At 66.4% G+C, this 26,645-nt stretch carries 21 protein-coding genes and 1 rRNA gene; 10 read left to right on the plus strand and 12 right to left on the minus strand.

The genetic code is table 11. From position 1 onward, the window contains the following. Positions 1-9: 9 nt before the first annotated feature. On the minus strand, positions 10-204 hold the full coding sequence (locus tag GH2_RS17955; protein WP_066171250.1) for a hypothetical protein: 195 nt from the start codon (positions 202-204) through the stop codon (positions 10-12). A 90-nt stretch (positions 205-294) separates the two neighbouring features. Between GH2_RS17955 and GH2_RS17960 the strand changes: the two genes are divergently transcribed. Next, positions 295-669 (plus strand): hypothetical protein, encoded by a 375-nt coding sequence (locus tag GH2_RS17960; RefSeq protein WP_066171253.1) that lies wholly within the window; start codon positions 295-297, stop codon positions 667-669. A 46-nt stretch (positions 670-715) separates the two neighbouring features. Beyond that, positions 716-3,793: a DEAD/DEAH box helicase gene (locus tag GH2_RS17965; RefSeq protein WP_066171256.1), complete on the plus strand. Its 3,078-nt coding sequence runs from the start codon at positions 716-718 to the stop codon at positions 3,791-3,793. A gap of 53 nt (positions 3,794-3,846) precedes the next feature. Here the strand turns inward: GH2_RS17965 and GH2_RS17970 are convergent, their stop codons facing one another. After that, positions 3,847-4,992, minus strand: coding sequence for a nucleoside triphosphate pyrophosphohydrolase (locus tag GH2_RS17970; protein ID WP_066171259.1), 1,146 nt, complete (start codon positions 4,990-4,992; stop codon positions 3,847-3,849). A gap of 447 nt (positions 4,993-5,439) precedes the next feature. Here GH2_RS17970 and acs point away from each other — a divergent pair, with 447 nt between their 5' ends. Next, positions 5,440-7,389, plus strand: coding sequence for an acetate--CoA ligase (acs, locus tag GH2_RS17975; protein WP_066171262.1), 1,950 nt, complete (start codon positions 5,440-5,442; stop codon positions 7,387-7,389). Positions 7,390-7,474: 85 nt separating this feature from the next. Here acs and GH2_RS17980 read toward each other — a convergent pair whose 3' ends face one another. Next, positions 7,475-8,374: a LysR family transcriptional regulator gene (locus GH2_RS17980; RefSeq protein ID WP_066171265.1), complete on the minus strand. Its 900-nt coding sequence runs from the start codon at positions 8,372-8,374 to the stop codon at positions 7,475-7,477. Between the two features lie 73 nt (positions 8,375-8,447). Here GH2_RS17980 and dapA point away from each other — a divergent pair, with 73 nt between their 5' ends. Further along, positions 8,448-9,377: a 4-hydroxy-tetrahydrodipicolinate synthase gene (gene dapA / locus GH2_RS17985; RefSeq protein ID WP_066171268.1), complete on the plus strand. Its 930-nt coding sequence runs from the start codon at positions 8,448-8,450 to the stop codon at positions 9,375-9,377. 70 nt (positions 9,378-9,447) lie between these two features. After that, positions 9,448-10,632 carry a Fic family protein gene (locus GH2_RS17990; protein WP_066171271.1) on the plus strand — a complete coding sequence of 395 codons (1,185 nt, stop codon included), beginning with the start codon at positions 9,448-9,450 and terminating at the stop codon, positions 10,630-10,632. A gap of 3 nt (positions 10,633-10,635) precedes the next feature. On the opposite strand, the gene GH2_RS17995 is transcribed toward GH2_RS17990, so the two are convergent. Then, positions 10,636-11,520 carry a helix-turn-helix domain-containing protein gene (locus GH2_RS17995; RefSeq protein ID WP_066171274.1) on the minus strand — a complete coding sequence of 295 codons (885 nt, stop codon included), beginning with the start codon at positions 11,518-11,520 and terminating at the stop codon, positions 10,636-10,638. Between the two features lie 177 nt (positions 11,521-11,697). Here GH2_RS17995 and GH2_RS18000 point away from each other — a divergent pair, with 177 nt between their 5' ends. Beyond that, positions 11,698-12,255 carry a TIGR03086 family metal-binding protein gene (locus GH2_RS18000; protein ID WP_066171277.1) on the plus strand — a complete coding sequence of 186 codons (558 nt, stop codon included), beginning with the start codon at positions 11,698-11,700 and terminating at the stop codon, positions 12,253-12,255. Here GH2_RS18000 and mfd read toward each other — a convergent pair. From mfd to GH2_RS18025, 5 genes are all read right to left on the minus strand, one after another. Further along, positions 12,252-15,854, minus strand: coding sequence for a transcription-repair coupling factor (mfd, locus tag GH2_RS18005; protein ID WP_084247609.1), 3,603 nt, complete (start codon positions 15,852-15,854; stop codon positions 12,252-12,254). The genes GH2_RS18000 and mfd overlap by 4 nt on opposite strands. 10 nt (positions 15,855-15,864) lie before the next feature. Beyond that, positions 15,865-17,100 (minus strand): Dyp-type peroxidase, encoded by a 1,236-nt coding sequence (locus tag GH2_RS18010; protein WP_066171283.1) that lies wholly within the window; start codon positions 17,098-17,100, stop codon positions 15,865-15,867. Further along, positions 17,097-17,633 (minus strand): copper chaperone PCu(A)C, encoded by a 537-nt coding sequence (locus tag GH2_RS18015; RefSeq protein ID WP_066171286.1) that lies wholly within the window; start codon positions 17,631-17,633, stop codon positions 17,097-17,099. The genes GH2_RS18010 and GH2_RS18015 overlap by 4 nt, the downstream gene beginning before the upstream one ends. Before the next feature lie 67 nt (positions 17,634-17,700). Beyond that, positions 17,701-18,279: a hypothetical protein gene (locus tag GH2_RS18020; RefSeq protein WP_244885424.1), complete on the minus strand. Its 579-nt coding sequence runs from the start codon at positions 18,277-18,279 to the stop codon at positions 17,701-17,703. Between the two features lie 51 nt (positions 18,280-18,330). Continuing rightward, positions 18,331-18,846 carry a GNAT family N-acetyltransferase gene (locus tag GH2_RS18025; RefSeq protein ID WP_066171289.1) on the minus strand — a complete coding sequence of 172 codons (516 nt, stop codon included), beginning with the start codon at positions 18,844-18,846 and terminating at the stop codon, positions 18,331-18,333. 42 nt (positions 18,847-18,888) lie between these two features. Between GH2_RS18025 and GH2_RS18030 the strand changes: the two genes are divergently transcribed. Next, positions 18,889-20,277 carry an amino acid permease gene (locus tag GH2_RS18030; protein ID WP_244885426.1) on the plus strand — a complete coding sequence of 463 codons (1,389 nt, stop codon included), beginning with the start codon at positions 18,889-18,891 and terminating at the stop codon, positions 20,275-20,277. On the opposite strand, the gene GH2_RS18035 is transcribed toward GH2_RS18030, so the two are convergent. Continuing rightward, the gene (locus tag GH2_RS18035; RefSeq protein ID WP_066171360.1) at positions 20,252-20,953 is read right to left on the minus strand and encodes a TetR/AcrR family transcriptional regulator; all 702 of its coding nucleotides are present in this window, start codon (positions 20,951-20,953) and stop codon (positions 20,252-20,254) included. The genes GH2_RS18030 and GH2_RS18035 overlap by 26 nt on opposite strands. 39 nt (positions 20,954-20,992) lie before the next feature. Beyond that, positions 20,993-21,667 (minus strand): TetR/AcrR family transcriptional regulator, encoded by a 675-nt coding sequence (locus GH2_RS18040; protein ID WP_066171292.1) that lies wholly within the window; start codon positions 21,665-21,667, stop codon positions 20,993-20,995. 184 nt (positions 21,668-21,851) lie between these two features. Here GH2_RS18040 and GH2_RS18045 point away from each other — a divergent pair, with 184 nt between their 5' ends. The 3 genes from GH2_RS18045 to GH2_RS18055 are packed head-to-tail and all read left to right on the plus strand — an operon-like array spanning position 21,852 to position 25,303. Beyond that, positions 21,852-22,646 (plus strand): SDR family NAD(P)-dependent oxidoreductase, encoded by a 795-nt coding sequence (locus GH2_RS18045; RefSeq protein WP_066171295.1) that lies wholly within the window; start codon positions 21,852-21,854, stop codon positions 22,644-22,646. Between the two features lie 54 nt (positions 22,647-22,700). Continuing rightward, positions 22,701-23,828 carry a DUF5938 domain-containing protein gene (locus GH2_RS18050; RefSeq protein ID WP_066171298.1) on the plus strand — a complete coding sequence of 376 codons (1,128 nt, stop codon included), beginning with the start codon at positions 22,701-22,703 and terminating at the stop codon, positions 23,826-23,828. Beyond that, entirely contained in the window at positions 23,825-25,303 is a 1,479-nt protein-coding gene (locus GH2_RS18055; protein WP_084247610.1) for a class I adenylate-forming enzyme family protein, read from the plus strand. The genes GH2_RS18050 and GH2_RS18055 overlap by 4 nt, the downstream gene beginning before the upstream one ends. Positions 25,304-26,508: 1,205 nt before the next feature. Here GH2_RS18055 and rrf read toward each other — a convergent pair. Next, a 5S ribosomal RNA gene (gene rrf, locus GH2_RS18060) occupies positions 26,509-26,625 on the minus strand. Positions 26,626-26,645 lie beyond the last annotated feature (20 nt).

The following is a 26,645-nucleotide window of genomic DNA, read 5'->3' on the forward strand; positions in this document are numbered from 1 at the left end:
CTGGGGCGGTCAGCCAAATCGGCCATCGGCATGCACCGCGTCATTAACGCGCCGCACGTCGACTTCCCGTTCTTTCACGCTCGCTTCAATCGCAACATCAGTCGCTAGATCGAGTACCCGACTGTCGATCTCGACACCGTCCGGCACTTCGATAACCGCGACACGGGTGACCTCTTCGACGATCTCGATGCGGTACTTCGGCATGATGGCTGACCTCCCGATATAGCAGGCACTACGGGCGAATCATCCCCAGTGGTTGCACCGTGCCTCAATTGCCGGCTACAACCGTTATACATGAAGTTCATCACCCGGTATTCCGACGACGACGTCGCCGAACTCAACAAAGCCATCGATATGCAGGCCGTTTCCAGCGAAGCCATCGATCGCCTTGCACCGACGATCCTGCTCGACTCCATGAAGAGCCACGGATGGGAATCGCTCCTGGTCGACAACGACAACCTGCACTACATCGAAGGTGCCATCCTCCGCGACGGGACACCCGCAGAGCTGGATCCTATGGACCTTGACGAGCTCAACGAAGATGCTCCGGGAATCATCAGCTTGTGCCCGCGCACCATCTTCCGGCTCGTCGGCGCCAACTATTCGATAGGGCGCCTCGACATCACCAATTGGCTAAGGATGCACGAACGAGTCAGTGGCACTCGTTGACAAAACGGTCGCCGGAAATGTCAGACCCTCGTGACATGCTGTAACCATGCAAGAAGGCATCTACGAAAAGCTCGTCACGAAGCGACTCAACGAGAATCTCGTCGGGCTCGATGCCTTTGGCTTCGACACTGCCAGTGTCGACAACGCAGACCAACCGCATGTTCTCGCGCGGCACGTCAGCGAGGTGGTCTTCCATCACCTCGACTCCATCAAAGACCCAGGCAAGCGACTCTCCGCTGCCAATCGCTTGCTTGCAGACCTGATCAGCGATCACGATCTCGTTGATGAGCCCGTACGGCAACTGACACGTGTACACAGGCCGGCGGGCCCCGGTGTCGTCGACCGCACAGCGGTTCGTCCGACCACACCGTTATCGGAGGTCGCTCTCCTTACCAACGCGAGCGGAGAACCATCGATTGGCCACGAACTCCCTGCGGAACTCGCGTCCGCCGACTCCGTCGACCTTGTCTGCGCGTTCATCCGATGGAGCGGTGTCCGATTACTCGAGGCCGAGCTACGCGCGCTTGCGGAATCAGGCACGCCGTTCCGGATCATCACGACCACCTATCTCGGGTCGACTGAGCGCGAAACGCTAGACAGGCTGGTGCGACAGTACGGAGCTGAGGTTCGCGTCCAGTACGACAATCTGCGCACCCGCCTGCACGCGAAAGCGTGGTTGTTCCACCGCAACTCCGGATACGACACCGCTTACATCGGTTCGTCAAACCTGTCGAACGCAGCACTGATCGACGGTGTCGAATGGAACGTGCGGCTATCGCGGGTCTCAACGCCCAGCCTGATCGAGAAGTTTCGATCGACCTTCGACACCTATTGGCACGACGATCCGTCGTTCGAGGAGTACGACCCGGACCGCGACCGCGACCGCCTCGACGACGCCCTCGCCGAAGCTTCCGGTACTCGAAGCACAAGCTCAATCACCCTCAACATTTCGGGTCTCGAGGTCCGTCCCTACCCTTACCAGCAGGTGATGCTCGACGAGATCCAAGCCGAACGACAGGTGCACGGCCGCCACCGCAACCTCGTCGTCGCAGCGACCGGAACGGGAAAGACGGTCCTCGCAGCTCTCGACTATCGCCGGACTCGGGATGTCTCCGAGACCCGTCCGCGTCTCCTCTTCGTCGCGCACCGGCACGAGATTCTCGCCCAAGCCCAAAGGACGTATCGCGAAGTCCTCGCGGACCCGAACTTCGGCGAAACATACGTCGCCGGTACCCGCCCCGAGCGGTGGGACCACGTCTTCGCCAGCGTTCAATCTCTGAACGCGTATGGAATCGGCAACATCCCCGCAGAGCACTTCGACATCGTCGTTATCGATGAGTTCCACCACGCGGCCGCACGAACGTACAGCAGGATCCTCTCCCATCTGAGACCTGCCGAGTTGCTTGGGCTCACCGCAACACCAGAGCGGGCCGACGGAGCAGATATTATCGGCCTGTTCGACGGGCGAATCGCCACTGAACTGCGATTATGGGACGCGTTGGAAGCCGAACTCCTGTGCCCATTCCACTACTTCGGGATCGCCGACGGCACCGATCTCGCGAGGCTCACCTGGAAGCGAGGCCGATACGAGATTACAGAACTCGATAACCTCTACACCGGTGACGACCGCCGAGCCCACCTCATCCTGAGCACAGTTCGCGACAAGATCGTCGCACCTCATCAGATGCGAGCGCTTGGCTTCTGTGTCAGTGTCGGCCACGCCGAGTACATGGCGAAGGTCTTCAACCAGGCGGGCGTCCCCGCCACAGCAGTTTCAGGAAGTACCCGTGACGTCGATCGGATTCAGGCCATCGCCGATCTCAAGGACCGGTCGATCAACATCATCTTCTCGGTCGATGTCTTCAATGAGGGGCTGGACATCAAAGACGTCGACACGATCCTGATGCTGCGACCGACTGAAAGCGTGACGATCTTCCTGCAACAACTCGGCCGCGGTCTCCGCCGCACCGAAACCAAGCCCGTGTTGACAGTCCTCGACTTCGTCGGCAACCAGCGCGACGAGTTCCGCTGGGACCTGCGGCTACGCGCACTCACTGGCGGAGGTCGCGGCGCGCTGGCACGCAATGTCGAGAACCGCTTTCCAACATTGCCATCCGGATGCCGGATCGTCCTCGACGAAGCGACTCAAAGCCACGTTCTCAAGAGTCTTAAACGTCAAATCTCGATGCGTTGGGCCGATATCGTGGCCGAGTATCGAGCACTCAACCATCTCGATCTTCCCAGCTTCGTCGACGAGACAGGGATTCCGCTTGCGCGCTTAACGAAGAACGACAAGTCGTGGACCCAACTCCGTCGCGACGCGGGTGCCCTCACAGGTGAAGCATCCGCGCTGGAATCCGAGATCCTCAAACGAAATCGCGCATTCGCCCACGTCGATGATTCCTCCCGAGTGGAGGCCTACCGACGTCTCCTCGATAGCAACGAATCCTATGACCACCTCAGCACCATCGACCAGCGACTTGCCGACATGCTTGTCTTTTCCGTGTGGCCAACCGGCGGCTCCTTCGCATCAGTTAACGAAGCTCTCGACTCGCTCAGATCCGAGCCCGAAGCCTGCCGCGAGATCCTCTCGATTACCAACTTCACGTTCGACCTATCACGACAGCAGACGTCGTCACTCGACGGAGAACTCTCTCAAGTCCCGCTGCAACTCCACGCCCACTATCAACGCGAAGAGATCCTCGCAGGATTGGGCGTCGCATCGTTTGAGTCGAGGCCCGGCAATTTTCGCGAAGGTGTCAAGTACATTGCTGACCTCAACGTCGACGCCTTCTTCGTCAATCTCATCAAGACCGACACCGCATTCTCCCCGACCACGATGTATCGCGACTACCCGATCAGCCGCTCTCTGTTTCATTGGGAGTCGCAGTCGACAACCAGTATCACTTCAGCGACCGGACAGCGCTACATCAACGGAACCAGCACCGTGCTCCTCTTTGTCCGACACCAAAAGCAAGGTGAGTTTGGCCCGATGCCGTACACATTCTTAGGTCCGGCCGAGCTTGTCGATCACCAAGGCGAACGACCGATCGCGATTACGTGGCGGCTCGATCATGAGATGCCCGCGGAATTCTTCAACACAGCAAAGCTGGTAGCAAGTTAGTCAATGACACCCCTTCAAGAAGGAATCGAACCTGCTCGCCGAGAAGCCCGCCCCTACTCCCCCTCAGCACTCCACTTCTCGTGCACGACCATCCCGGGCACCTTGCCGACCTTGAGGCCCTTGACCTTCCGAGTCTTGCCCTTCTTGTTCAGCGCGATCGGATCTGCGTCGACAGTGGTGTCATCCCAGTCCAAGTCGTCGTCATCAGCGACGACCTCGACGTCGACGCCGTCCACCACGTCTTCGTCGGGATCGTCGAGGTCGGTCTCCTCGACCTCGGCTTCGTAGTCCATCCCGAGATACCTACGCCAGGTGTTCTCGTCGCGCAGGTGGGCGTCGTCGACCGCGGCAGCCTGCTCGGCGGCGCGGACCTGATCCATCAGGCCGATCGCACGACGCCGGAGGTCGTCCTCCACGCTGACGCTCGCATGCTTCCGAAAGGGGATGTCGACGCGGTACAGCGAGGGACTGACTGCGGCGACGGGGAAATCGGCACCGGAGAGCCGCTCGAAGATCTTCTGCACCAAGGCCAACGCCGGTTGAGTGGTCGAGATGCCGTCGAGCACGCTCACGCGCTCCCGATCCCGCTCGGCGGTCTTCGCGGCCTCCCACTCCTCGATCTGCCGATCGAGGTCGTCGTGCTCGCCGCTGAGCACCCCGGGCGTGCGGTACGACACCTTGTCGATGAAACTCTGCGCGACGTCGTCGATGTCGAACGACCCAGTTGCCGAGTCCGCGGCGATCCGCGAATGGAACAGCACCTGGAGCAGCAGGTCGCCGAGCTCAGAGCGCAGTTCGTCCGGAGTCCCGCTCTCGATGGCGTCGAGCAGCTCGTACACCTCCTCGAGGAGGTAACGGCGCAGCGAATCGTGGGTCTGCTGACGCTCCCACGGGCCGAGTCGGCGGAGACGATCCATCAGTTCGACGGCCCGCAGCAGCGTGCCGCCGGGCATGGTGCCGCCTTCGACGACGTCCTCGCCCCACGTGAGGCGTTCCACCACGGCGGGATGCTCCCGATCGGAGGAGACGAGCGTCTTGGAGCGGTCGTCACCGACCAGTCCCACCAAGACATACGACGGCAGCTGCCACAGCAACGAGGGATGAACCTCCTCGGTGACAGCCACCGTCTCCGCCAGCAATGCCACCGCACCGGCCGGAATCAGGTCGGGTCGCGACGCGTCGAGCAAGACAACGGTCATGGAAGCTCCTCCCTGCAAATCGGTGTCGAACTCGACATTAACGCGTCGAGGCGCTGCACTCTCGCCACACGCGGGCGAAGTACGCGTGTCGCCGGTTACTTGCCGTTTCTCAGCGGGTCCGTGGTCGGTTTCCAGCAGTTCCGAAACTCCGCCACCCCGGAGGAGTCGATTCCGGGTGATCGTCGGGCGGCGTGTCGCATCCGTCACCACCTCCGCCCTGTGTGGGTCGTCACACCGCGGCGGGCCGACCTGCATCGCGCGATGTTCGAGGGCACGAGTATCCCCAATGTCGGGCCGCGCCCCCTCCCACGTCGATATGTTCGAGTCATACGTCCCGCGCGGCGACGCGAAATCGTCGTGTGGAGATGCCGCACAGATACCCGCCGATTGCTGAGGGCCGTGTTCTCCAGCGTCGGCGGGCACCGAACGCAGAGGAGAACTTCCGTCATGGCTCAGGACCAAACGATCCAGGCACTCAGTCAAGAGACGCGGACCTTCGCACCGCCCCCTGAGTTCGCCGCCAATGCCAACGTCACCGCCGAGGCCTACGACCGCGCCGACGCCGACCGCCTCGGCTTCTGGGCCGACGCCGCCAAGCGGATCACCTGGGCCGAGCCGTTCACCGAGGTGCTCGACTGGTCGGGCGCCCCGCACTCCAAGTGGTTCGTCGGCGGCAAGCTGAACGTCGCCTACAACTGCGTCGACCGCCACGTCGAGAACGGGCTCGGCGACCGCGTCGCCTACTACTTCGAGGGCGAGGGCGGCGACACCCGCACCATCACCTACCAGAACCTGCAGGACGAGGTCAGCAAGGCCGCGAACGCACTCATCGAACTCGGCGTCAAGACAGGCGACCGCGTCGCCATCTACATGCCGATGATCCCGGAGACGGTGTTCGCGATGCTGGCGTGCGCCCGGATCGGCGCACCGCACACGGTGATCTTCGGCGGCTTCTCCGCCCGCGCCATCGCCGACCGCGTGCAGGACTGCGGCGTCGAGGTCGTCATCACCGCCGACGGCGGTTACCGCCGCGGCAAGCCGTCGCCCCTGAAGGCCGTCGTCGACGAAGCCATGGAGTCGTGCCCCGACGTGCGGACCGTGCTGGTGGTCAAGCGCACCGGTCAGGACGTGGACTGGACCGACGGCCGCGATCTGTGGTGGTCGGACGTCGTCGACCGCCAGTCCGCGCAGCACACTCCGGAGGCCTTCGACGCCGAGCACCCGCTGTACGTCATGTACTCGTCGGGCACCACCGGCAAGCCGAAGGGAATCCTCCACTCGACGGGCGGTTACCTGGTCGGCACGTCGTACACCCACTGGGCCGTCTTCGACATCAAGCCGGAGACCGACGTCTACTGGACGGCTGCCGACATCGGCTGGGTGACCGGCCACTCGTACATCGTCTACGGCCCGCTCTCGAATGCGACGACGTCGATCATGTACGAGGGCACCCCGGACACGCCGCATCAGGGCCGCTGGTGGGAGATCATCCAGAAGTACAAGGCCACCATCCTCTACTGCGCGCCCACCGCGATCCGCACGTTCATGAAGTGGGGTCGGCAGATCCCCGCCGAGTACGACCTCTCGTCGCTCCGCCTGATCGGATCGGTCGGCGAGCCGATCAACCCCGAAGCCTGGATCTGGTACCGCGAGCACATCGGCGGCAACCGCACGCCGGTGGTCGACACATGGTGGCAGACCGAGAACGGCCAGATCCTGATCAGCCCGCTGCCGGGCGTCACCGAGACCAAGCCGGGCGCCGCCATGCGTGCACTGCCCGGCATCGTCGCCGACGTCTTCAACGACGAAGGCAAGCCCGTCGGCAACGGGGAGGGCGGCTACCTGGTCATCAAGGAGCCGTGGCCAGGCATGCTGCGCACGCTGTGGGGCGACGACGACCGCTTCCAGCGCACGTACTGGGACAACTACCCGGGCGTCTACTTCGCCGGTGACGGCGCCAAGCGCGACCAGGACGGCGACATCTGGGTCATCGGCCGCGTCGACGACGTCATGAACGTCTCCGGCCACCGCATGTCGACCACGGAGATCGAGTCGGCACTGGTCTCGCACGACGCCGTCGCCGAAGCCGCCGTCGTGGGTGCTGCCGACGAGACCACCGGCCAGTCGATCGAGGCGTTCGTCATCCTGCGCGAGAGCGCACACGGAGGCGGCCAGGACATCGTCGACGAACTCCGCAAGCACGTGCGCGCGGAGATCGGCGCCATCGCGAGCCCCCGATCGATCATGCTGGTGGACGAACTCCCGAAGACCCGGTCCGGCAAGATCATGCGCCGTCTGCTCCGCGACATCGCCGAGAACCGCGAGCCCGGCGACTCCACGACCCTCGCCGACTCGTCGGTGGTCGCACAGATTCAGCGGGAGGTGTCCGGCTCGTAAATGAATCCCGTGGGCGCCGACTTCTCGGCAGAATCGGCCGAGATCGGCTCCATCGGTGATTTATTTACGTGCAGCACGGCCGCATTCAGTCGGCGTAGGAGCTGACCTCCGCGAGCACGGCGCGGAGCGCCGGATCGGCTTCGCTGCTGGCACGCCACACCGTGTGCACCTCCCGACGTGGTGCGTCGTGCAGTTCACGCAACACCACCCCGTCGGGAACTCGCGGCCGCGCCAGCCGGGGAATCAGCGCGACCACCTGATCGGCGGCGACCAGCGCCATCTGGGTCCCGAAGTCGTCGACCGAGTGCACGACGTCGGGTTGCTGGTCGGCCGCCGCGAACAACCGCTCGAACCACCGGTGGCAGACCGTGCCCTCCGGACTGGTGACCCACTGGCAGTCACGCAGATCGGAGCGGCGGATGGGACTGCCGAGCGCCGCGAGCGGATGACCGACCGGAAGGGCGAGGTCGCCGATGTCGGTGTGCAGGTGCGCGCGTTGCAGGCCCGGCGGCACAGGCACCGTGACACCGTCAGCGTCGTGAACCATGGCGAGATCGGCGTTCCCGGACTCCACCGCGTAGACCGCAGGCACCGGATCCAGCTCGACCACCTCGGCGCGCACTTCGGGGAACCGCCGTCGCACGTGCCCCAGCGCGGGGGCGACGATGCCACGGACACCGGTCGAGAACGCTGCGATTCGCACCACACCTCGCGGTGATCCGGCGTCCACCGACCGGGCGGCAGCCACCGACTTCTCCAGGGCGTTGAGGACTTCGGGCGCCGTCGCGACGAGCGCTTGACCGGCGGGCGTCAGCACCACGCGACGTCCCGCCGGCGCCACCAGACGCACTCCGACCTGCGCTTCCAGTCGTTTGATCTGCTGCGAGACGGCCGACGGCGTGAACCCGAGTTCCTCGGCGGCCCGCGCCATGGTTCCCAAATCAGCGATCGCCCGTAACGAACGCAGCGCACCGACATCAATCATGAAGCACTCCTAACCATTACTCACGATAACTGCTCGCTTGTGGTGAACGGTGGGGCGCGGCGACGATGGACGCATGACTTCGCCTCACCTGTCCGCACGCGCGATCTTCGGTCGCAACCTCGTCGCGATGCCGACTCCCATGACCCCCGACGGCTCCCTCGATGAACCAGGAATCGTCGCCGTGGCGAAGCATCTGGTGGATGCGGGCTGCGACGGCATCGTCGTCGCGGGCACGACCGGCGAGGCACCCACGCTCGACACCGCCGAACTGGTCCGACTGTTGACTCTGGTGCGCGAGGGCGCCGGTCCGGAGACCACACTGGTGGTGGGCGTCGGCACCAATCACACCGCCAAGAGCGTGCGGACCGCGCAGACCATCGCGGCGGCCGGCGCCGACGGCCTGCTGGTCGTGACGCCGTACTACTCGAAGCCGTCGCAGGCCGGGGTCATCGCGCACTGCGTCGCGATCGCCGACGCGACCGAACTGCCGGTGATGCTCTACGACATCCCGGGTCGCACCGGACTCCCGTTGGCCCGCACGACCATCGTCGAGCTCGCCGCCCACCCGAGGATCGCCGCGGTCAAGGATGCGAAGGGCGATCTGTTCGAGGCCATGTCGGTGATGGCCGAGACCGGCGTCGACTACTACTGCGGAATCGACGAGCTGAATCTCCCGTACCTGGCCGCGGGCGCGTCCGGGCTGGTGAGCGTCGTCGGTGCCGTCGCCGCTGACCGCCATCTGGCGCTGATCGACGCGGTCGACGCCGGCGATCTGGTGACCGCCCGCGCGATCAACGACGCCGTCCGCCCGCTGACCGCGGCGCTGATGAAGACCGCGCCGGGCGTGGTGACGGCGAAGTCCGCGCTCCGCGAGGTCGGCGTGATCGAGCATGCCGCCGTCCGCGCACCGCTTCTGGAGGCGACCGACGCCGAGGTCGCGGTGATCCGCGACGCCCTGGTGAATGACGGCCGGCCGGTGCGGGATCAGCTGCTCGCGGTGTAGCGATTACCGAAGTGGGCGTTGCCCGTCGCCTTACACCCGGTTATTCAACAAGTGGGCGTATCCTCACGCTATGTCATCAGATCCGAATACCGGTTGGCCAGCCGTCACCGATGAGGCCACACCGTGGACTCCGTCGGAGTTCGGCACTCGCCGCGACCGCGGATTCGGCGACTACCGCTCCACAGTCACGCCGACCATCGCGGACGAACAACCCCGAATCCCCGTTCCCCTGGCAGCGCTCCTTGATGAGGCATCGGCGACGATCGTGCGTTTCGACGCTGAAATGGGAGGCGAGATCGCCCCTTTCAGTGCTGTCCTCCTCCGCACAGAATCCGCGTCGTCGTCTGAGATAGAGCAGGTGACTGCGTCGGCCAAAGCCATCGCACTCGCTGAACTCGGCGACCGAAGCCGTCGAAACGCAACGGAGATCGTCGGCAACACTCGAGCGATGCAGGCGGCCGTCGAGCTGTCCGACCGTCTCGACGCCGACACGATCCTCGCTATGCATCACGCCCTCCTGGGCGACAACAATCCTCAAGTACCAGGGGGCCGGTGGCGTGAGGAACCCGTGTGGATCGGTGGGCGCACGCCGCATTCCGCCCAGTTCGTCCCACCGCAGGATCACCGAGTCCTGCCTGCCATCAGCGATCTCATTGCCTTCATCAGTCGTGATGACGTCCCGGTGCTCCTCCAAGCCGCTGTCGCCCATGCACAGTTCGAAACCATCCACCCGTTCCCAGACGGCAACGGGCGGACCGGTCGCGCACTGGTCCACGCGCTCCTGCGCGGTAAGGGCTTGACGAGGAACATCACCGTCCCGATCTCCGCAGGGCTGCTCACTGATCCCGACGGCTACTTCGATGCCCTGACCGCGTACCGGTCCGGCGACTTGCGACCGATCTGTCAAGCATTTGCCGAGGCGACATTCGACGCCGTCGCCAACGGCCGACGACTGGTCGAAGATATCCGCTCGATCCGCGGACGGTGGGCCGACACCCACCCGGCTCGCCGTGCCTCGGCGAGCGACAAGATCCTCGCCGCGCTTGCGCGCCAACCGGTCATCGATGCAGCATTCGCGCGACGCGATCTCGGAATCAGCGGATCTGCTGCACGGCGAGCCCTCGCCGATCTCGAGTCGGCCGGAATCGTCACCGAGTTCAGTGGCATGAAGCGGAACAGGTGCTGGCGATCCGACGAGATCCTCGAGGCCCTCGACGGTTTTGCTACCCGGGCAGGGCGTCGCGGACTGCCCTGACCCTCACTCTGGCCGGTTCCCCGCCGCATACGCACCCGGCGACATTCCGATCGTCGCGGTGAAGTGTCGGGTCAGGTGGGCCTGGTCGGCGTAGCCGAGATCGGCGGCGAGACCAGCCCAGTCGGGGTCCTGACCGTCGCGCACACGCTCGGCGGCCTCGATCAGTCGGAATCTGCGGATGACCCACGTCGGTGAGACGCCCGCGCAGGAGAGGAACATCCGCTGCAGCGTTCGCGGCGTGATCCCGCCGAGGCGCGCGAGTTGATCGACGGTGCGGATGGACCGGTCGTGCTCGGCCGCCGCAGCGACAGCAGCGACCTCGCGAGCACGCTCGATCCGGGCCGACGGCCGGACCGCCAGCAGCCGCACCAACTCGTGCGCGATCGGTCCCCTGCGATCGGCGCCGAACGGAGCGTCGGCCACGCGGACGGAGAGTGCAGCGTCGTCGACCGCGAGGATCTGCGACAGCGGCAGGTGCGTGTTGTTGAGTGCGTGGACGTCGTCGACCCAGGCGCCGAACCCGCCGGTGGTGGTCTTGGCGGCGAAGTTCCATCCACGCCCGGACAGAGTCCGAACGGTGACGTCGGTGGTGACGCCGTTCAGCATCGCAGCGAGCGGATACGGACCGGGCGGCGGCGCATTGCCGGGCGGCGGGGCAAGCCCCACGCTCACGTTGACCGCGGGCGACGACAGGACCCGCTGCCGATGCTGCTCACCCGCGGGAAGGTCCCAGCGCACCGACCAGAACCACTCGACGAGCCCGTCGAGTTCCGGCGGCGCCGGATAGCGATCGAAGTCGACCACCGCGAACATCCGTCCCGGCGCGAGGATGCCGCGCGTGTACTCGTCGACGTCCAGCTGCGGCCGCACTTCGTCGTCCTCGGTCACTGTTCCGATCGTAGTGGCGGCGCTACTGCCAGAATCTGTCTTGTGACGCCCCTCCGCTGGAACATTGCCGTCGAAGGCGCCTGAGAGAACAGATTTTGGCGCTATGCCGAGATAGTCGCCCGCCATCTGTCGCGAATATTCAAGAGCAGACCGGGTCTGCGGCCATACCGTCGAAGCATGGAAACTTCAGCATCTCTCCTCCGCGTCCTCGACCAGCTCGCCCACCTCCTCGACGATGCCGCCGACACCTCGCCCACCGCGACGACTCCCTGCACCGAGTACGACTTCCAGACGCTGCGCGGCCACGTCGTCGGCTGGCTGACCGCGTTCACCGACGGTTACGCCGCCGACGACCACACCTGCTCCGACCCGGCGGCGGTCACCGTCGAGGGAAGTGGCGCCGACCAGGTGCGACGCAACGCCGCCCGGCTTACCGAACTGCTTCCGGCAGCGCTCGCGAACCCGCTGAAGATCGGCGACGCCGGCATGCCCGGCGACATGGCCGCGTCGATGATCCTGTGGGAGTACCAGGTCCACGGCTGGGACCTGGCGCAGGCCGCGGGACTGCCGTGGTCGCCCGACGAGGACGGGCTCGAAGCGTCACTCGCCTTTGCGCCGAACATGCTGACGCCGGACTTCCAGGGCGAAGGCAAGTCGTTCGGCCCGGCGGTGGCCGTGCCGGCAGACGCACCGGCGATGGATCGGTTGGCCGGGTTGTCGGGGCGGAAGGTCTAGCCGACCGCGACCGCCTCCAGCGGCACGATCGTCTGCAGGAACGTGACCAGGTAGTCCACCAGTTCGGTGTCGCGGAGGCGTGCTGAGCCGACGCCGCCGGTGCGCGGGATCGGGAGGGTCACCATGTGCGTCGCGGCGCGGTAGCTGCCCGAGGAGTACATGCGCGCCATCCGCACCTGCTGGCTGTCGAGAAGCAGCAGCGGCGCGATCCGCACCGACTGACCCGCCACACCGATCTCGGTGACCCCGCGCTCGCGGCAGCGCAGCCGCAGCCGGGCGATCGCCGCCAGCCGCTGCGTCTGCACCGGCGGCTCGCCGTAGCGGTCGACGAGCTCGGTCATCACCTCATCCACATCGTCGTCGCTGGTGGCGGACGCGAGCTTGCGGTAGGCCTCGAGACGGAGCCGATCCGCTTCGACGTACTCGACCGGAATGTGCGCGTCGACCGGGAGATCGATGCGGACTTCGAGATTCTCTTCGGTGGCGATCGGCTTGCCGTCAGCGGCGGCGCGATAGGCCTCGACGGCCTCGCCGACCAGCCGCACGTAGAGGTCGAAACCGACACCGGCGACGTGCCCGGACTGCTCGGCGCCGAGCACGTTGCCCGCCCCTCGCAACTCCAGGTCCTTGAGCGCCACCGCCATGCCCGCACCGAGCTCGTTGTTCTGCGCGATGGTCGCGAGACGGTCGTACGCCGTCTCGGTGAGCGGCTTGTCCGGGCTGTACAGCAGGTACGCGTACCCGCGCTCGCGACTACGACCCACACGGCCGCGGAGCTGGTGCAACTGGGACAGTCCGAAGTTCTCGGCACGGTCGACGATCAGCGTGTTGGCGTTCGAGATGTCCAGACCGGTCTCGATGATCGTGGTGCAGACCAGTACGTCGTACTCGCGGTCCCAGAACCCCTGCACGGTGCGTTCGAGCTGTTCCTCGCCCATCTGGCCGTGTGCCACCACCACGCGCGCCTCCGGCACCATGTTCGCGATCTGCTTGGCGGTCTTGTCGATGGTCGACACCCGGTTGTGCACGTAGAACACCTGGCCGTCGCGCAGCAGCTCACGACGAATGGCGGCGGCGACCTGCTTCTCCTTGTAGCCGCCCACGTACGTCAGAACGGGATGTCGTTCCTCCGGCGGCGTCAGGATGGTCGACATCTCTCGGATGCCCGCCATGGACATCTCCAGGGTGCGCGGAATCGGCGTCGCCGACATGGTGAGGACGTCGACGTGCGTGCGGAGCGCCTTGATGTGTTCCTTGTGCTCGACGCCGAACCGCTGCTCCTCGTCGACGATCACCAGCCCGAGATCCTTCCAGCGGATCCCGGTCTGCAGGAGCCGGTGGGTGCCGATGACGATGTCGACTTCGCCGGACGCCATCTGCGCGATGGTCTCCTTGGATTCGGCGGGATCGGTGAAGCGCGACAGTCCCCGCACGGTGACCGGAAAGCCCTCCATCCGCTCGGCGAAGGTCTGCAGATGCTGGCCCGCGAGGATGGTCGTGGGGACCAGGACTGCGACCTGCTTACCGTCCTGCACGGCCTTGAATGCGGCACGCACGGCGATCTCGGTCTTGCCGTAGCCCACGTCGCCGACGACCACGCGGTCCATCGGGATCGGCTTCTCCATATCGGCCTTGACCTCGCCGATCACCGTCATCTGGTCGACGGTCTCGGTGTAGTCGAACGCGTCCTCCATCTCCCGCTGCCACGGGGTGTCGGTGCTGAACGCGAAGCCGGGCGCCGCATGCCGGGCGGCGTACAGCTGCACCAGCTCGCCGGCGATCTCGCGAACCGCTTTGCGCGCCTTCTTCTTCGTGTTGGCCCAGTCCGAGCCGCCGAGCTTCGACAGGCTGGGCGATTCGCCGCCGACGTAGCGGGAGAGCTGGTCGAGCGAGTCCATCGGGACGTACAGGCGGTCGCCCGGCTGGCCGCGCTTGCCCGGCGCGTACTCGATCACGAGGTACTCGCGCCGCGCACCCGAGATGGTGCGCTCGATCATCTCGACGAACTTACCGATGCCGTGTTGATCGTGGACCACCATGTCGCCCGCCGTGAGGGCGAGCGGATCCACCTGATTACGCCGCTTGGCTGGGAGACGTCGACCGTCCTTGGCGCCGACGACGCGGGCACCCGTCACATCGGCCTCGGTGGCGATCACCAGTCCCGCGGACGGCAGCACCAGGCCGCGCCGCAGGGTGCCGTGGTAGACGCCGACGGCGCCGTCGGGCAGTTCCTCGCCCGGCTCCATCAGTCGCGCAGGCACTTCGGCTTCGCCGAGGCGGTCCACGAAACGCGTCGCGGTGCCGCGGCCGGCGGCCACCAGCGCCGCCTTGCTCCCCGAGGCCACCTGCGCGTGCAGCGCGCGCATCAATTCGGCGAGCTCGCTCGGATCGCCGTGCGGGGCCGGTCCAGCCTGGAGGTCCAGTTCCAACTCGTCCCCCGAGCCGGTCGAGAGCGGACTCATGGTCCACCACGCCTTGCCGGATTCGAGTGTTTCACGTTGAACCACGTCGACGCCGCGATAGGCGCTGGCCGAGAGGTCGATCGACGGCTCACCTGCGGCGACGGGTGCGCTGGCGCCGAGCGCCGCGGCGTTCCACGAGGCTTCGAGGAATTCCTCACCGGTCCGCGCGAGGTCGACGGCGCGGGTCCGGACCTTCTCCGGATCCAGCACCAACACGCGCGTGCCCTCGGGCATCACCTCGGTGAGCATCTCCATCTGACCGTCCACCAGCGCCGGGATCAGCGCTTCCATCCCCTCGACGGGGATGCCTGCGGCCAGTTTCGCGAGCATCTCACGCAGCGACTCGTCGGACGTGGACTCCGCGAGCAGTTCCGCGCGCTCACGGACCTGCGCGGTCAGCACCAGTTCACGGCACGGATGGATCTGCACGACGGAGGTGTCGATCTCCGGCTGAGTGCGCTGGTCGGCGACGGAGAACGCCCGGATGTCGGTGATCTCGTCGCCCCAGAACTCCACGCGGACCGGATAGTCGGCCGTGGTCGGGAAGATGTCGAGGATACCGCCGCGGACGGCGAACTCGCCGCGGGTGCCGACCATGTCGACCCGCTCGTAGGCCATCTCGACGAACTGCTCGATGAGACCGTCGAAATCGGCCTCCACCCCTTCTTGCAAGGTGACCGCACGCATCGCGCCGAGGCCGGGCGCCATCGGCTGTACCAGCGATCGGACGGTCGCGACGACCACCCGCAGCGGCGCGACCGTCGGATCGGCGAGGCGACTGAGCACGGCCAGACGCGCGCCGACGGTGTCGGCGCTGGGCGAGAGTCGCTCGTGCGGAAGCGTCTCCCACGACGGGAACTGCGCGACCACCGGCGTCCCATTGGGCCCGGGTTCGAGGAACTCTGCCAGCTCGACGGTGAGGTCGTCGGCCTCACGACCGTTGGCGCTCACCACCAGAACCGGTGCCTCGGAGACGGCCGCGAGCTGCGCGACCACGAGGGGTCGCGCAGCATCGGGAGCCGTGATGTCCACCTGAGCCTGGCCGGCCTTCTCCCGGATCGCACCGAATGCGGCGTCGCCGAGAGCGAAGGAGGTCAGCCCGGACAGGGAGGGTCGCGGCACAGAAGGGTTCGACACTGTTCAGAGTCTACTTCTGCCGCGGCCCTCCGCTGCGCCCACCGGCGGCCTCGAACAACGACGTACCGAGCGGCCGCGACGCCGTGGCGCCCGGCAGGATCGCGTACACCGCCGACCCGATCGGTGTGGTCCACACGTTCAGGTCGTCGTGCTCGGCCAGTCGCGCCTGGATCGGCAGGTACTGCTCCACCGGATCACGTTGGTACGCCGCGAACAGCAGCCCGCTGTTCGACGTGTCGGCCGAGCCCGGCTCAGGCGGGTCGTCGTAGTTGTAGGCGCGCCGCAGAATCTGTTCCCGCTCGCTACGACGGTGGGCGCGCGCAATGTGCGACGACTCCGGGATCACCGTGATGCCGCCGCGCGACGCGGTGAAGTCCGGCTCGTCGAACTCCGCGGTACCGGTCAACGGAGCCCCGGTGTCGAGGGTCCGGCCGACCGACAGTTCGCGACCGTGCCGGTCGAGCGCCTCCCAGGTGTCCATGTTCATCGCGATCCGCCGCAACACCAGGCTGGTGCCGTCGGCCAGCCACGACTGCTCGCGGCCGTCGTTCCAAACCAGCGAATCGAACCCGTCCGACGGCGGTTGCACGGTGCCGTCGACCTGACCGAACAGATTGCGCATGGTCCCCGACGCCATGCCCGGGCTGTTGCGGAAACCGCGTTGCACCCAGCGCACTCGCACACTCCGCCGGACCGACGCCGTCAGCATTCGGGTGGCGTGCGCGAGCGTGACCGGGTCGTCGGACCCGATCGACACCAGCAGATCCGTCTGCCCCCACCGCGGATCCAGCCGATCGATGGAGAAGGGCGGCAACGGTTTCAACCACGACGGCCGGAGTGCGGTGAGCGATGGCGCACGGAACACCCGGTCACCGACGCCGACCGTCACCGTCAGGTGGCTGGCGGTTCGCGCGAGTTCGGGTTCGGTGTCCGAGAGGCTCGGACCGGCCTGGGTGAGGCGCGAGGCGTCCTGCGTCCACAGATTGAGCACGCCCTGCAGGGTGGGGACGTCGCCCGGGTCGACGAGGTCGAGCCCGATGTGCTGAACGTGCGACTGCGGTGCGGTCGCCACGCCCGCCTGGCGGCGACCGTAGAACGGCACCAGTCCGGTCCCCGGTGCGTCCGCGGGCGTCGAGACCTGACCGGCGACACCGACGGCCGCCGCCCCGATCCCGACGCCGGCGAGACCGGCGCCGCCCATCAGCAGGGTGCGCCGAGAGACGCGGCCGCGCTGCGGGTCGGTCATTCGTCCATGCCTTCATGGCCGGGCTCGTAGTTCTCCTGGTTACCGTCGAAGTCGCGGGCCAGCGCGGTGAATTCCATGGTCGACCCGTCCTCGAACCGAATGGTGAAGGCCACGTCCTGGCCGGTGGTGATGGGCTTGGACAGTTCCATCAGCATGAAGTGCTCGGTGCCCGGAGTCAGGTCCATCGAACCGTTCGCGGGAACCACGAAGCCGCCGTCCTTCTGGCGCATGGTGGTCCCGCCCGAGCCGTTGTCGACCACCTCGTGCATCTCGGTGGTGCGGGCCGTGTCGGTGTGTGCGGAGACGATGCGGATGTCGCGGTCGGAGGAGTTGCTGATGGTCCCGAACGCCGCGGTCATGCCGGAGTCGGCAGCCTTGACCCACTGGTCGGAAACGGTGATCGCCTTCGCGTCGGGCGCATCGGCGGTGTCGTCGTCGCCGCAGGCCGCGAGGCCGACGACGAGCAGGAGGGCGGCCGCGACGAGCGCGGCGGATCGAACGAGGGAACGAGTGAAGAGACGGCGAATCGCCATGGAAGAACTTCCTTTGTGCAAAGTCTGATTCCCGACGCCGGAATCGAGGTCGGGACGGGAAAGGGGATCAGACGTGCAACGGAGGGCCGCGGACTCCCGCGGCGGCGACCATCGGGGCCGCATGTCGGGGTGCTCGGACCTGCGGGTCGACCGGCACTGACGGTGCATCGTCGACGCCGACGGGGATGGAGACCAGTCGCCACATCCGGGCCAGGCCCGCACCGCAGGCGCGGTGCAGCCGCTCGGCGACGACGAGTACCGCGGCCGCGGCCGGGATCGCCAGAACGTGCCAGCCGAGCATGACCGGTCCCGGCACCAGCGCACCGTGCATTCCGTGGCCGTCGAGCAGCGCGAGAACGAGGTGCGCGCCCGCCTGTCCGCCGGCGAGTGCCGCGGCCGTTCCGGTCAGCGAGATCCGCAGTCGGCCGCGAGCGCGCGCCCGTTCGACGCCGCGCAGCTGTGCCGCGCGCACCAGGCCGACGCACGTTGCGAGTCCGGCCACGGTCGCGAGTTGCAGAGCCGTCGGGAGGTGGCCGCCGCCGAGCGAGTGCGCGGTGACGCCGAGGATCAGTGAGACCACGGCCGCCAACAGACCATGCGCGGTCGCGGGGACCTGCGCACCGGCTCGCGTCGGGCGGATCAGCACGGTACCCAGGGTACTACCGAGTGTCGTACTCCGAAGAACCCGCGTCGCGACTCATTCCGCGATCGCGTAGTGCATGTAGACGACGCCGATCCAGCGGTCGAACTTGAATCCGACGGCCGGGGTCCGTCCCACCTCGACGAAACCCACGGTGCGGTGCAGGGCGATCGACCCCGGCACCTCGTCGGAGATCACCGCCATGACGTTGCGCGTCACGCCGCGATCGGTCGCGTCGAGCAGCGCCTGCAGCAACCACTTCCCCAGTCCCCGGCCTGCGGCTTCCGGCCGAAGGTAGATGCTGTCTTCCGCAGTGTGCTTCCAGCCGTCTTTTCCCCGGTACGTCCCGAGGTACGCGTAGCCGAGCACACCGGTCGGCAGCGCATCGTCCTCGAGGTTCTCGACCACCAGGAACGGCTGTCCCACCGCGACGATGTGCTCGAGTTTGCGCGCCCATTCGTCGACGGCGAGGGACTCCACGTCGAACGTCGCCACCGAGTTCTCGACGTAGTGGCGATAGATCTCGGCGATGGCGGGGCAGTCGTCGACGGTTGCTGGTCGGATGCGCGGCATGGGGTGATTTTGCCAGCACCGCCCGGCCACTACGCTCGGGTGGTGGAAAATTCCGAACCAGAACGCTTGGATGTGGTCGACGAGCGTCGGTTGCACGGCGGGCTCAAGCCGCGCCACTTGGTGATGATGAGCCTGGGATCAGCCATCGGGGCGGGCCTGTTCGTCGGATCCGGGCAGGGAATCGCCCTCGCAGGCCCCGCGGCACTGGTCGCGTACGGGGTGATCGGTTTGATCATCGTGTCGGTGATGCGGATGCTCGGCGAACTCGCGGCCGCCGACCCGAATCCGGGTGCGTTCTCGCATTACGTGGGCCAGGCGCTCGGCCCGGGCGCCGGCTTCATGATGGGGTGGCTCTGGTGGATCCAGATGACCATCGTGGTCGCCGCCGAAGCGCTGGCCGCCGCGTCGACGCTCAGCGGCCTGGTCGGCATCATGCCCGCGTGGGCGTGGGCGTTGGTCTTCATGATCGTCTTCACCGTCTTGAACTTGAGCGGCGTCTCGAACTTCGGTGAGCTCGAGTTCTGGTTCTCGCTGATCAAGATCGTGGCGATCGTCGTGTTCCTGATCATCGGCGCGGCGTATCTGTTCGGCTGGACGTCGGAGCCGTCGCCGGGACTGACCAATCCCGGAGAATTCCTGCCGCACGGTGTCGGCGGGATCGCCGCGGCCCTGCTGGTGATCGCGTTCGCCTTCGGCGGCATCGAGATCATCGCGGTCGCGGCGGCCGAGACCGCCGACCCCGGACCGAGCGTCACCAAGGCGATCCGCACCATCGTCTGGCGCATTCTGATCTTTTACGTCGGCTCCGTCGCGGTGATCATGCTGGTCCTGCCGTCGGACGATCCGCGAATCCAAGGCGGCCCGTTCGAAGGCGTGCTGGAGCAGGCGGGTCTGCCCGCCGTCGCGAGCACCATGGGCGCGATTATCGTCATCGCGTTGCTGTCGTCGTTGAACGTCAACCTGTACGGCGCATCACGCATGCTGTTCTCGCTGTCCGACCGCGGGATGGCGCCGAATCTCGCCACGCGGACCGCGAAGAACGGTGTGCCCGTGCCTGCCGTGCTGGCCAGTATCGTCGTCGGGTTCCTGATGGTTCCGGCCACGTACTTCTGGGGCGACGAGGTCCTCGAACGACTGCTGTCGATGGTCGGTTCGACGCTCCTGGTCACCTGGATCGCCATCGCGTCCGCACAGTTCGTCCTCCGCAGGCGCGCCGATCGCGCGGGCACGGTCCTGCCGATGAAGATGTGGGGCTACCCGTACCTGACGATCCTCACGCTGGTCGCGCTCGGCGCGATCGTCGTACTGGGCCTCACCACCGACTCGGTGCGCAACCAGGTCTTGTCGACCGGTGCCCTGGCGGTCGTGCTGTGGGGTGTCGGCGCGTACGTCGACCGACGTCGCGCTAGGTCAAGTCCGGGTGCACGGTAGGGGTCGTCGACTCCTTGTATTCGGAATCGACGAGCACCGGTGACGGGTCGAGTCGAGTCAGGCCGTTCCAGCACAGATTGACCAGATGCGCGGCGACGACCTCCTTCTCCGGTTCGCGGACGTCCAGCCACCACTGCGCGGTCACCGACACCATTCCGACCAGCGCCTGCGCATACAACGGCGCGAGACCCGGATCGAATCCGCGGCGTTCGAAATCGCCCGCGAGGATGTGCTCCACTTGGCTGATGGCGTCGTTCAGCAGGCTCGAGTAGCGGGTGTCGTCGTCGCCGCTGGTCGACTCGCCGCGTACCAGAATCCGGAATCCGTCGGTCCGTTCCTCCATGTACGTCAGCAACGCGAGCGCGACCTGCTGGATCCGGTACAGCGACCGGTTCTTGGTGAGCGACGACGTGACCATCTCCAGGAGGGTCTCCATCTCCCGGTCGACGACGACGGCATACAAGCCCTCCTTGCCGCCGAAGTGCTCGTACACGATCGGTTTGGAGACGCCGGCCCGCTGCGCGATCTCCTCGATCGACGTGCCTTCGAACCCCCGCTCGGCGAACAGACCGCGCGCCACCTCGATGAGCTGCAGGCGACGCTGTGCTCCCGTCATCCGCGCGCGCGGCGCTTTGTGCACTTGTTCCGCCGCGTCGGCGGGCCTGCTGATCGCCATGTCACCCATGCTATCGGCCCACCGTGACGCCGCGGCCGGTCACTGCGCGACGTCGGTGCGCCGTACCAGGACGCCGAGCAGTGCGTGCAGTTGGCGGGACAGCTCCGCGGCGGCATCCTGCTCGCCGTCGCAGCGACGGCGGACAGCCCGTTCGAACGGTCCGTCGAGCGCCGCGTAGACACCGGCCGCGTCCATGATCGGCTCTCCGCCCGCCAGTTCCGCGTACCGGCTGACCACGCGCCAGACCATCGACTCCAGCTCATCGTCGATCGCCCGGACGTCCTCGACCAACGTCCGCTCGAACACGGCCTGCATGCGGAGGTCGTACCAGAGCTTGTGCGTCGGGAGGTCGTGCTCCATGGTCTCGGCGAGCCGATCCGCGAATCGGCGGCGCAGCGCTTCCGCCGCACCCTCCCCCTCGGACTCGTCGATGATGCCGTCGTACGACGCCACGCACTCGGCCTTGTACAGGTGCACGCAGTGCGCGATGAGATCGAGCTTGTCGCTGAAGTAGTAATGCAGGACGCCGTGGCTGTACTCGGAGTTCGCGGCGATCTCGCGGAGGCTGGTGCCCGCATATCCGAGCTCCGACAACGTCTTTCGTGCCGCACGGGCGAGTTCGTCGCGCTTGGCCGCCACCTTGTCGGCACGCCGGGCAGCGCTGCGCGCAGCCGGAGGAAGCACCTGTTCGACCTCTGTCGAGTCCGTCGCCACGGCGCACCTCCTCACGCATTCTCGTCGGCTTCTGGGTTCAGCATAGCCCTCTCACCTCGCATATCGACCAGTCGGCCCACTTTCTTATGACAATCGTCAAATGTTTTCTTGACGACTGTCCAAAACCGACTAGTGTGATCCACACCACCAGAAAAGCTCGACTCGTACCCCGAGGAGATTCGCCATGAACGCTTTCGATCTGACCGGCCGTCGCGCACTCGTGACCGGCGGCGCCCAAGGACTCGGCGAGGGGATGGCTCGCGCCCTCGCCGCCGCCGGAGCGTCGGTGGTGATCGGCGATCTGCAGACCGATGCCGCCCAGTCCGTCGCAACGTCGCTGGGCGACGGGCACGGCGCCGTGCACCTGGACGTGACCGACGAGTCGAGCTGGGTCGCCGCGCTCGAGTCCACCACGTCCACCCTCGGCGGGCTCGACGTCTTGGTCAACAACGCAGGCATCGAGATCACCGGGCTGATGAGCGAGGTCGAGGTCGACGACATCCGACGCCAACTCGATGTGAACGTGCTCGGCACAGCGCTCGGCATCAAACACGGTCTGCGAACCATGCGGCCGGGCGGTGCCGGCGGTAGTGGCGGCACCATCATCAGCGTCGCATCGGTCGCAGCGACCATCGCCTTCCCCGGCATCGCGATCTACTCCGCCACCAAGTCTGCCATCGACCGCATGACACGCGTGGCCGCCATGGAGGCGGGCAAGCTCGGCTACGGCGTGCGCGTGAACTGCATCTACCCCGGACTGGTCCCGACGGCGATGGGCGCAGGCCTGGCCTCCGACATGGCCGAGCTGGGCCTCTTCGGGTCAGCGGACGAAGCCGTCGAGGCGGTCGTCGGGCTCACACCGAGCGGCCGACTCGGCGAAGTCCGCGACATGGCCGACGCCGTGGTCTTTCTCGCCTCCGACGCCGCCCGCTTCGTCAACGGGATCGGTCTGCCCGTCGACGGCGGCATGGGCATGTGACCGGAGCCCAGTTCTGCCATCCCGACCCACTCAGTAACGAACGCAGGAGAAGTCATGAGCAATAAGCCAGTCGTCGTCTACGGCGCTTCCGGATACACCGGCCGCCTCGTCTGTGAGTTCCTTCGTCAGTACAACGTTCCGTTCACCGCGGCCGGCCGCAACGAGGAGCGGCTCACCGAGTCGATGTCCTCCCATGTGCCCGGCATCGAGACCGCCGATCACGAGGTGGTCGCCGTCGAGCACACCGTGGAGGCGCTGACCGAGCTGTTCCGCGGGAGCTCCGTCGTTCTCAACACCGTCGGTCCGTTCATCAAGAACGGCGACGTCGTCGTGCGTGCTGCGCTGGCCGCGGGCGCTCACTACACGGACACGACCGGCGAACAGGACTGGCTGATTCACTGCGACGAGAAGTACAGCGCCGACTTCGCTGCGGCCAACCTGCTGCTCTCCCCCGGCATCGCGCAGATGTACACCACGGGCGAGATCGCCGCCCAGATCGCCTTGGAGACGCCGGGAGTCGACACGCTCGACATCGCGGTGTTCTGGGGCGGCAGTCCCACGATCGCCTCCACGCGCACCATCCTCGTCAATGCGGCGGGCGGTGCGGCGTACTACCTGGAGCAGAATCAGTACGTTCCGTTCGACCCCACGCAGGGGCTGGTCCCGTTGGTGGTGCCGGGCCAGCACGAGTTGGCGCAGTCGTTGCCGTGGGGCGGCACGTCGCACCCGGTGTGGTTCAAGCACGATCCCCGGGTGGCGAACTGCAAGTCTCAGGGCGGGGTGTTCAATGCGGCGCTCATGCAGAACGTTCCGGTCATCGTCGCCGACGCTCTCGAGGCGACCAAGGACATGTCACCGGAGGAGCGCGACGCCACGCTCGACGCCGTCGCCGCGCAGGTGATGAACACGATGCCCCCGCGTGAGAACCCTCGCCTCAACAAGTCGCTGGATTCGGTTCACGCCTCGGGACCGCTGGCGCACGTGGAGGTCGTGATCCACGGAAACAACAACTATCAGCAGACCGGTCTGCTCCAGGCGTATGCCGCGTACTCCCTGCTCCAGCAGCCGCCGCTGCGCGTGGGGCTGGCGTCGGGCTGCCAGGCGTTCGGCCACCGAGTCCTCGAGGGCGTGCTCCGGTCGTTCGGGTTCATCGCGCCGCCCATCGTGACGGTCCACCAATGACCGAGACGCAGAACGTGGTGGTTCCGGCGCTGCCACAATCACGCGCGGCCGCGGCGCCCGAGGCGCCCGCCGTCGACGACGATCGCCTCAGTCTGACCAACCGCGAGTTCGAGTCCGCGGTCGCAACCGCTGCCCGTCGACTGCGCGACGCGGGCGTCGGTCCGGGCGGTGTGGTTGGCGTGCTCCTGCCGAACCGGGTGGAGCTGGTCGTGGCGCTGTTCGCCGCATGGCGGCTCGGGGCCGCCGTCACGCCGGTCAACCCGGCCCTCGCCGATCAAGAGGCCGAGTTTCAGATCCGGGACGCCGGAGTCCGGGTGTTGGTCACCGACAGTGAGGTCAGCATCCCTGACGTCTCTCTGATCACCTGCGACGAGTTGCTCGCGGCGTCGTCTGGTGCCGCCGATCCGGTCTCCGTCTCCGGGACCGACCTCGCGCTTCTCATCTACACCGCAGGCACCACGGGAACCCCGAAGGGGGTGATGATCACTCACGGGAACATCGACGCGATGACGGCGACCTTCGTCGACCACTTCCAGTTCACCGACGCCGAACACAGTCTGCTGGTCCTGCCGCTGTTCCACGCGAACGGCGTGGTGCTCGGTGTGCTCAGTCCGCTTCGGGCAGGTGGGTGCGCCACGATCGTCGGACGGTTCCGTCCCGAACAGTTCTTCCCCGCTGTCGAGAAGCACCGGCCAACCTACTTCTCGGCGGTGCCCGCGATCTACGCGATGCTCTCGGCGCTGCCCGACGATGTGGTTCCGGATACCGGTTCCCTACGGTTCGGCATCTGTGGCGCCGCGCCGATGCCCACCGATCTCATCGAGCGGTTCGAGACCCGCTTCCAGGTCCCGATCGTGGAGGGGTACGGGCTGTCCGAGACGACCACCGCGTCTGCGATCAATCCGCTCGTCGGCCTGCGGAAGCCGGGAACAGTCGGTCCCCCGCTCCCCGGTCAGCGGATCCGGATCGTCGACCATGAACTCAACGACGTCGAGCCAGGTCAGACGGGAGAGGTCTTGATCGCCGGCGACGTCGTGATGGCCGGCTACCTCAATCGCCCCGAGGCCACGGCCGACACCATCGTCGACGGCTGGCTCCGAACAGGCGACGTGGGTCGCCTCGACGAGGACGGCTATCTCCAGCTGGTCGACCGGGTGAAGGACATGATCATCAGGGGCGGCGAGAACATCTATCCGAAGGAGATCGAAGCACAGATCTATCACAACGACGGAGTGTTCGAAGCCGCCGTCATCGGCCGCCCTCACGACGTCTTAGGCGAGATCCCCGTGGCGTACCTCTCCCTCCGGGAGGGCGCGACAGTGACGCCCTCCGAGATCGAGGCCGACCTGAAGCAGCGCCTGGCACTGATCAAGGTCCCCGTGGAGATCACCGTCCTCGACGACGTCCCGAAGAACCCGGTAGGCAAGATAGACAAACCCGCCCTCCGCCGCCTGGACGCGGCCCGAACAAAATAGCGACACCGCCGTCGAGCTCGACGCCGCTGCACCCTCTAAGTTGGTCGAGTTCGACGCCGCTGCTCCCCTTACGTTGGTCGAGTTCGACGCCGCGAACGCAGTGAGCGTCGACGAGAATCGAGACCGCCGCAGGCTGGGGCTGGACAACACGCATATCCAGCCGGGCGTCCGAGGCGATCTCGATACGCCGCTTGCTCGCTCCGCTCCCAGGCAGCTACTCGATCAACGTACGGGGACGCCTACCCATACGTTGGTCGAGTTCGACGCCGCGAACGCAGTGAGCGTCGCCGAGAATCGAGACCGCCGCAGGCACCCCGCTGAAGAACACGCATATCCAGCCGGGCGTCCGAGGCGATCTCGATACGCCGCTTGCTCGCTCCGCTCCCAGGCAGCTACTCGATCAACGTACGGGGACGCCTACCCATACGTTGGTCGAGTTCGAGTGGACGCCTCCCCGACGTTGGTCGAGTTCAACGCCGCGAACGCAGTGAGCGTCGCCGAGAATCGAGACCGCCGCAGGCACCCGCTGAAACACCCGCATACCCAGCCGGGCGTCCGAGGCGATCTCGATACGCAGCTTGCTCGCTCCGCTCCCAGGCAGCTACTCGATCAACGTACGGGACGTTGGTCGAGTTCGAGGGGACGCCTCCCCCTCCACGTTGGTCGAGTTCAACGCCGCGAACGTAGTGAGCGTCGACGAGAATCGAGACCGCCGCAGGCACCCGCTGAAACACCCGCATATCCAGCCGGGCGTTCGCGGCGATCTCGATACGCAGCTTGCTCGCTGCGCTCCCAGGCCGCTACTCGATCAACGTAAAGGGGACGCCTCCCCCTCCACGTTGGTCGAGTTCGCCGCCGCGAACGTAGTGAGCGCCGACGAGAATCGAGACCGCCGCGGGCTGGGGCTCGTGCGCACGCTTGTCCAGTCGGGCGTCCGCGGCGATCTCGATACGCAGCTTGCTCGCTGCGCTCGCAGGCGGCTACTCGATCAACGTAGGGGCGGGCCACTCGATCACCGTCGAGACGGGCTACGCGATCAACGTAGAGGTGCGGCTACTCGATCAACGTGTGGGACGGGGTACTCGATCACCGTAAGGCGCGATCAACGTGAGGGGGCAATCAACGTCGGGCCGCCGCCGGGTGCCGGCCCGGGGAATGCAGGGGAGCCCCCGACCATACGGTCGGGGGCTCCCCGGGAATGTTGTGTTCGGCGGTGTCCTACTCTCCCACACCCATTACAGTGCAGTACCATCGGCGCAGGTGGGCTTAGCTTCCGGGTTCGGAATGGGACCGGGCGTTTCCCCACCGCTATAGCCGCCGTAACTCTATGAAACTGTGAGCC

The organism is Gordonia hydrophobica NBRC 16057, assembly GCF_001592365.1.
GTDB classification, from domain to species: Bacteria; Actinomycetota; Actinomycetes; order Mycobacteriales; family Mycobacteriaceae; genus Gordonia; species Gordonia hydrophobica.

What these genes read in the sequence shown, in the direction of transcription:
- GH2_RS17980 (WP_066171265.1), bottom strand. Translation starts at nt 8,374, where the DNA reads ATGATTGATGTCGGTGCGCTGCGTTCGTTACGGGCGATCGCTGATTTG.
- GH2_RS18035 (WP_066171360.1), bottom strand. Translation starts at nt 20,953, where the DNA reads ATGGCGATCAGCAGGCCCGCCGACGCGGCGGAACAAGTGCACAAAGCG.
- GH2_RS17955 (WP_066171250.1), bottom strand. Translation starts at nt 204, where the DNA reads ATGCCGAAGTACCGCATCGAGATCGTCGAAGAGGTCACCCGTGTCGCG.
- GH2_RS17960 (WP_066171253.1), top strand. Translation starts at nt 295, where the DNA reads ATGAAGTTCATCACCCGGTATTCCGACGACGACGTCGCCGAACTCAAC.
- GH2_RS18050 (WP_066171298.1), top strand. Translation starts at nt 22,701, where the DNA reads ATGAGCAATAAGCCAGTCGTCGTCTACGGCGCTTCCGGATACACCGGC.
- GH2_RS18025 (WP_066171289.1), bottom strand. Translation starts at nt 18,846, where the DNA reads ATGCCGCGCATCCGACCAGCAACCGTCGACGACTGCCCCGCCATCGCC.
- dapA (WP_066171268.1), top strand. Translation starts at nt 8,448, where the DNA reads ATGACTTCGCCTCACCTGTCCGCACGCGCGATCTTCGGTCGCAACCTC.
- GH2_RS17990 (WP_066171271.1), top strand. Translation starts at nt 9,448, where the DNA reads ATGTCATCAGATCCGAATACCGGTTGGCCAGCCGTCACCGATGAGGCC.
- GH2_RS18000 (WP_066171277.1), top strand. Translation starts at nt 11,698, where the DNA reads ATGGAAACTTCAGCATCTCTCCTCCGCGTCCTCGACCAGCTCGCCCAC.
- acs (WP_066171262.1), top strand. Translation starts at nt 5,440, where the DNA reads ATGGCTCAGGACCAAACGATCCAGGCACTCAGTCAAGAGACGCGGACC.
- GH2_RS18015 (WP_066171286.1), bottom strand. Translation starts at nt 17,633, where the DNA reads ATGGCGATTCGCCGTCTCTTCACTCGTTCCCTCGTTCGATCCGCCGCG.
- GH2_RS17970 (WP_066171259.1), bottom strand. Translation starts at nt 4,992, where the DNA reads ATGACCGTTGTCTTGCTCGACGCGTCGCGACCCGACCTGATTCCGGCC.
- GH2_RS18045 (WP_066171295.1), top strand. Translation starts at nt 21,852, where the DNA reads ATGAACGCTTTCGATCTGACCGGCCGTCGCGCACTCGTGACCGGCGGC.
- GH2_RS18055 (WP_084247610.1), top strand. Translation starts at nt 23,825, where the DNA reads ATGACCGAGACGCAGAACGTGGTGGTTCCGGCGCTGCCACAATCACGC.
- GH2_RS17965 (WP_066171256.1), top strand. Translation starts at nt 716, where the DNA reads ATGCAAGAAGGCATCTACGAAAAGCTCGTCACGAAGCGACTCAACGAG.
- GH2_RS18010 (WP_066171283.1), bottom strand. Translation starts at nt 17,100, where the DNA reads ATGACCGACCCGCAGCGCGGCCGCGTCTCTCGGCGCACCCTGCTGATG.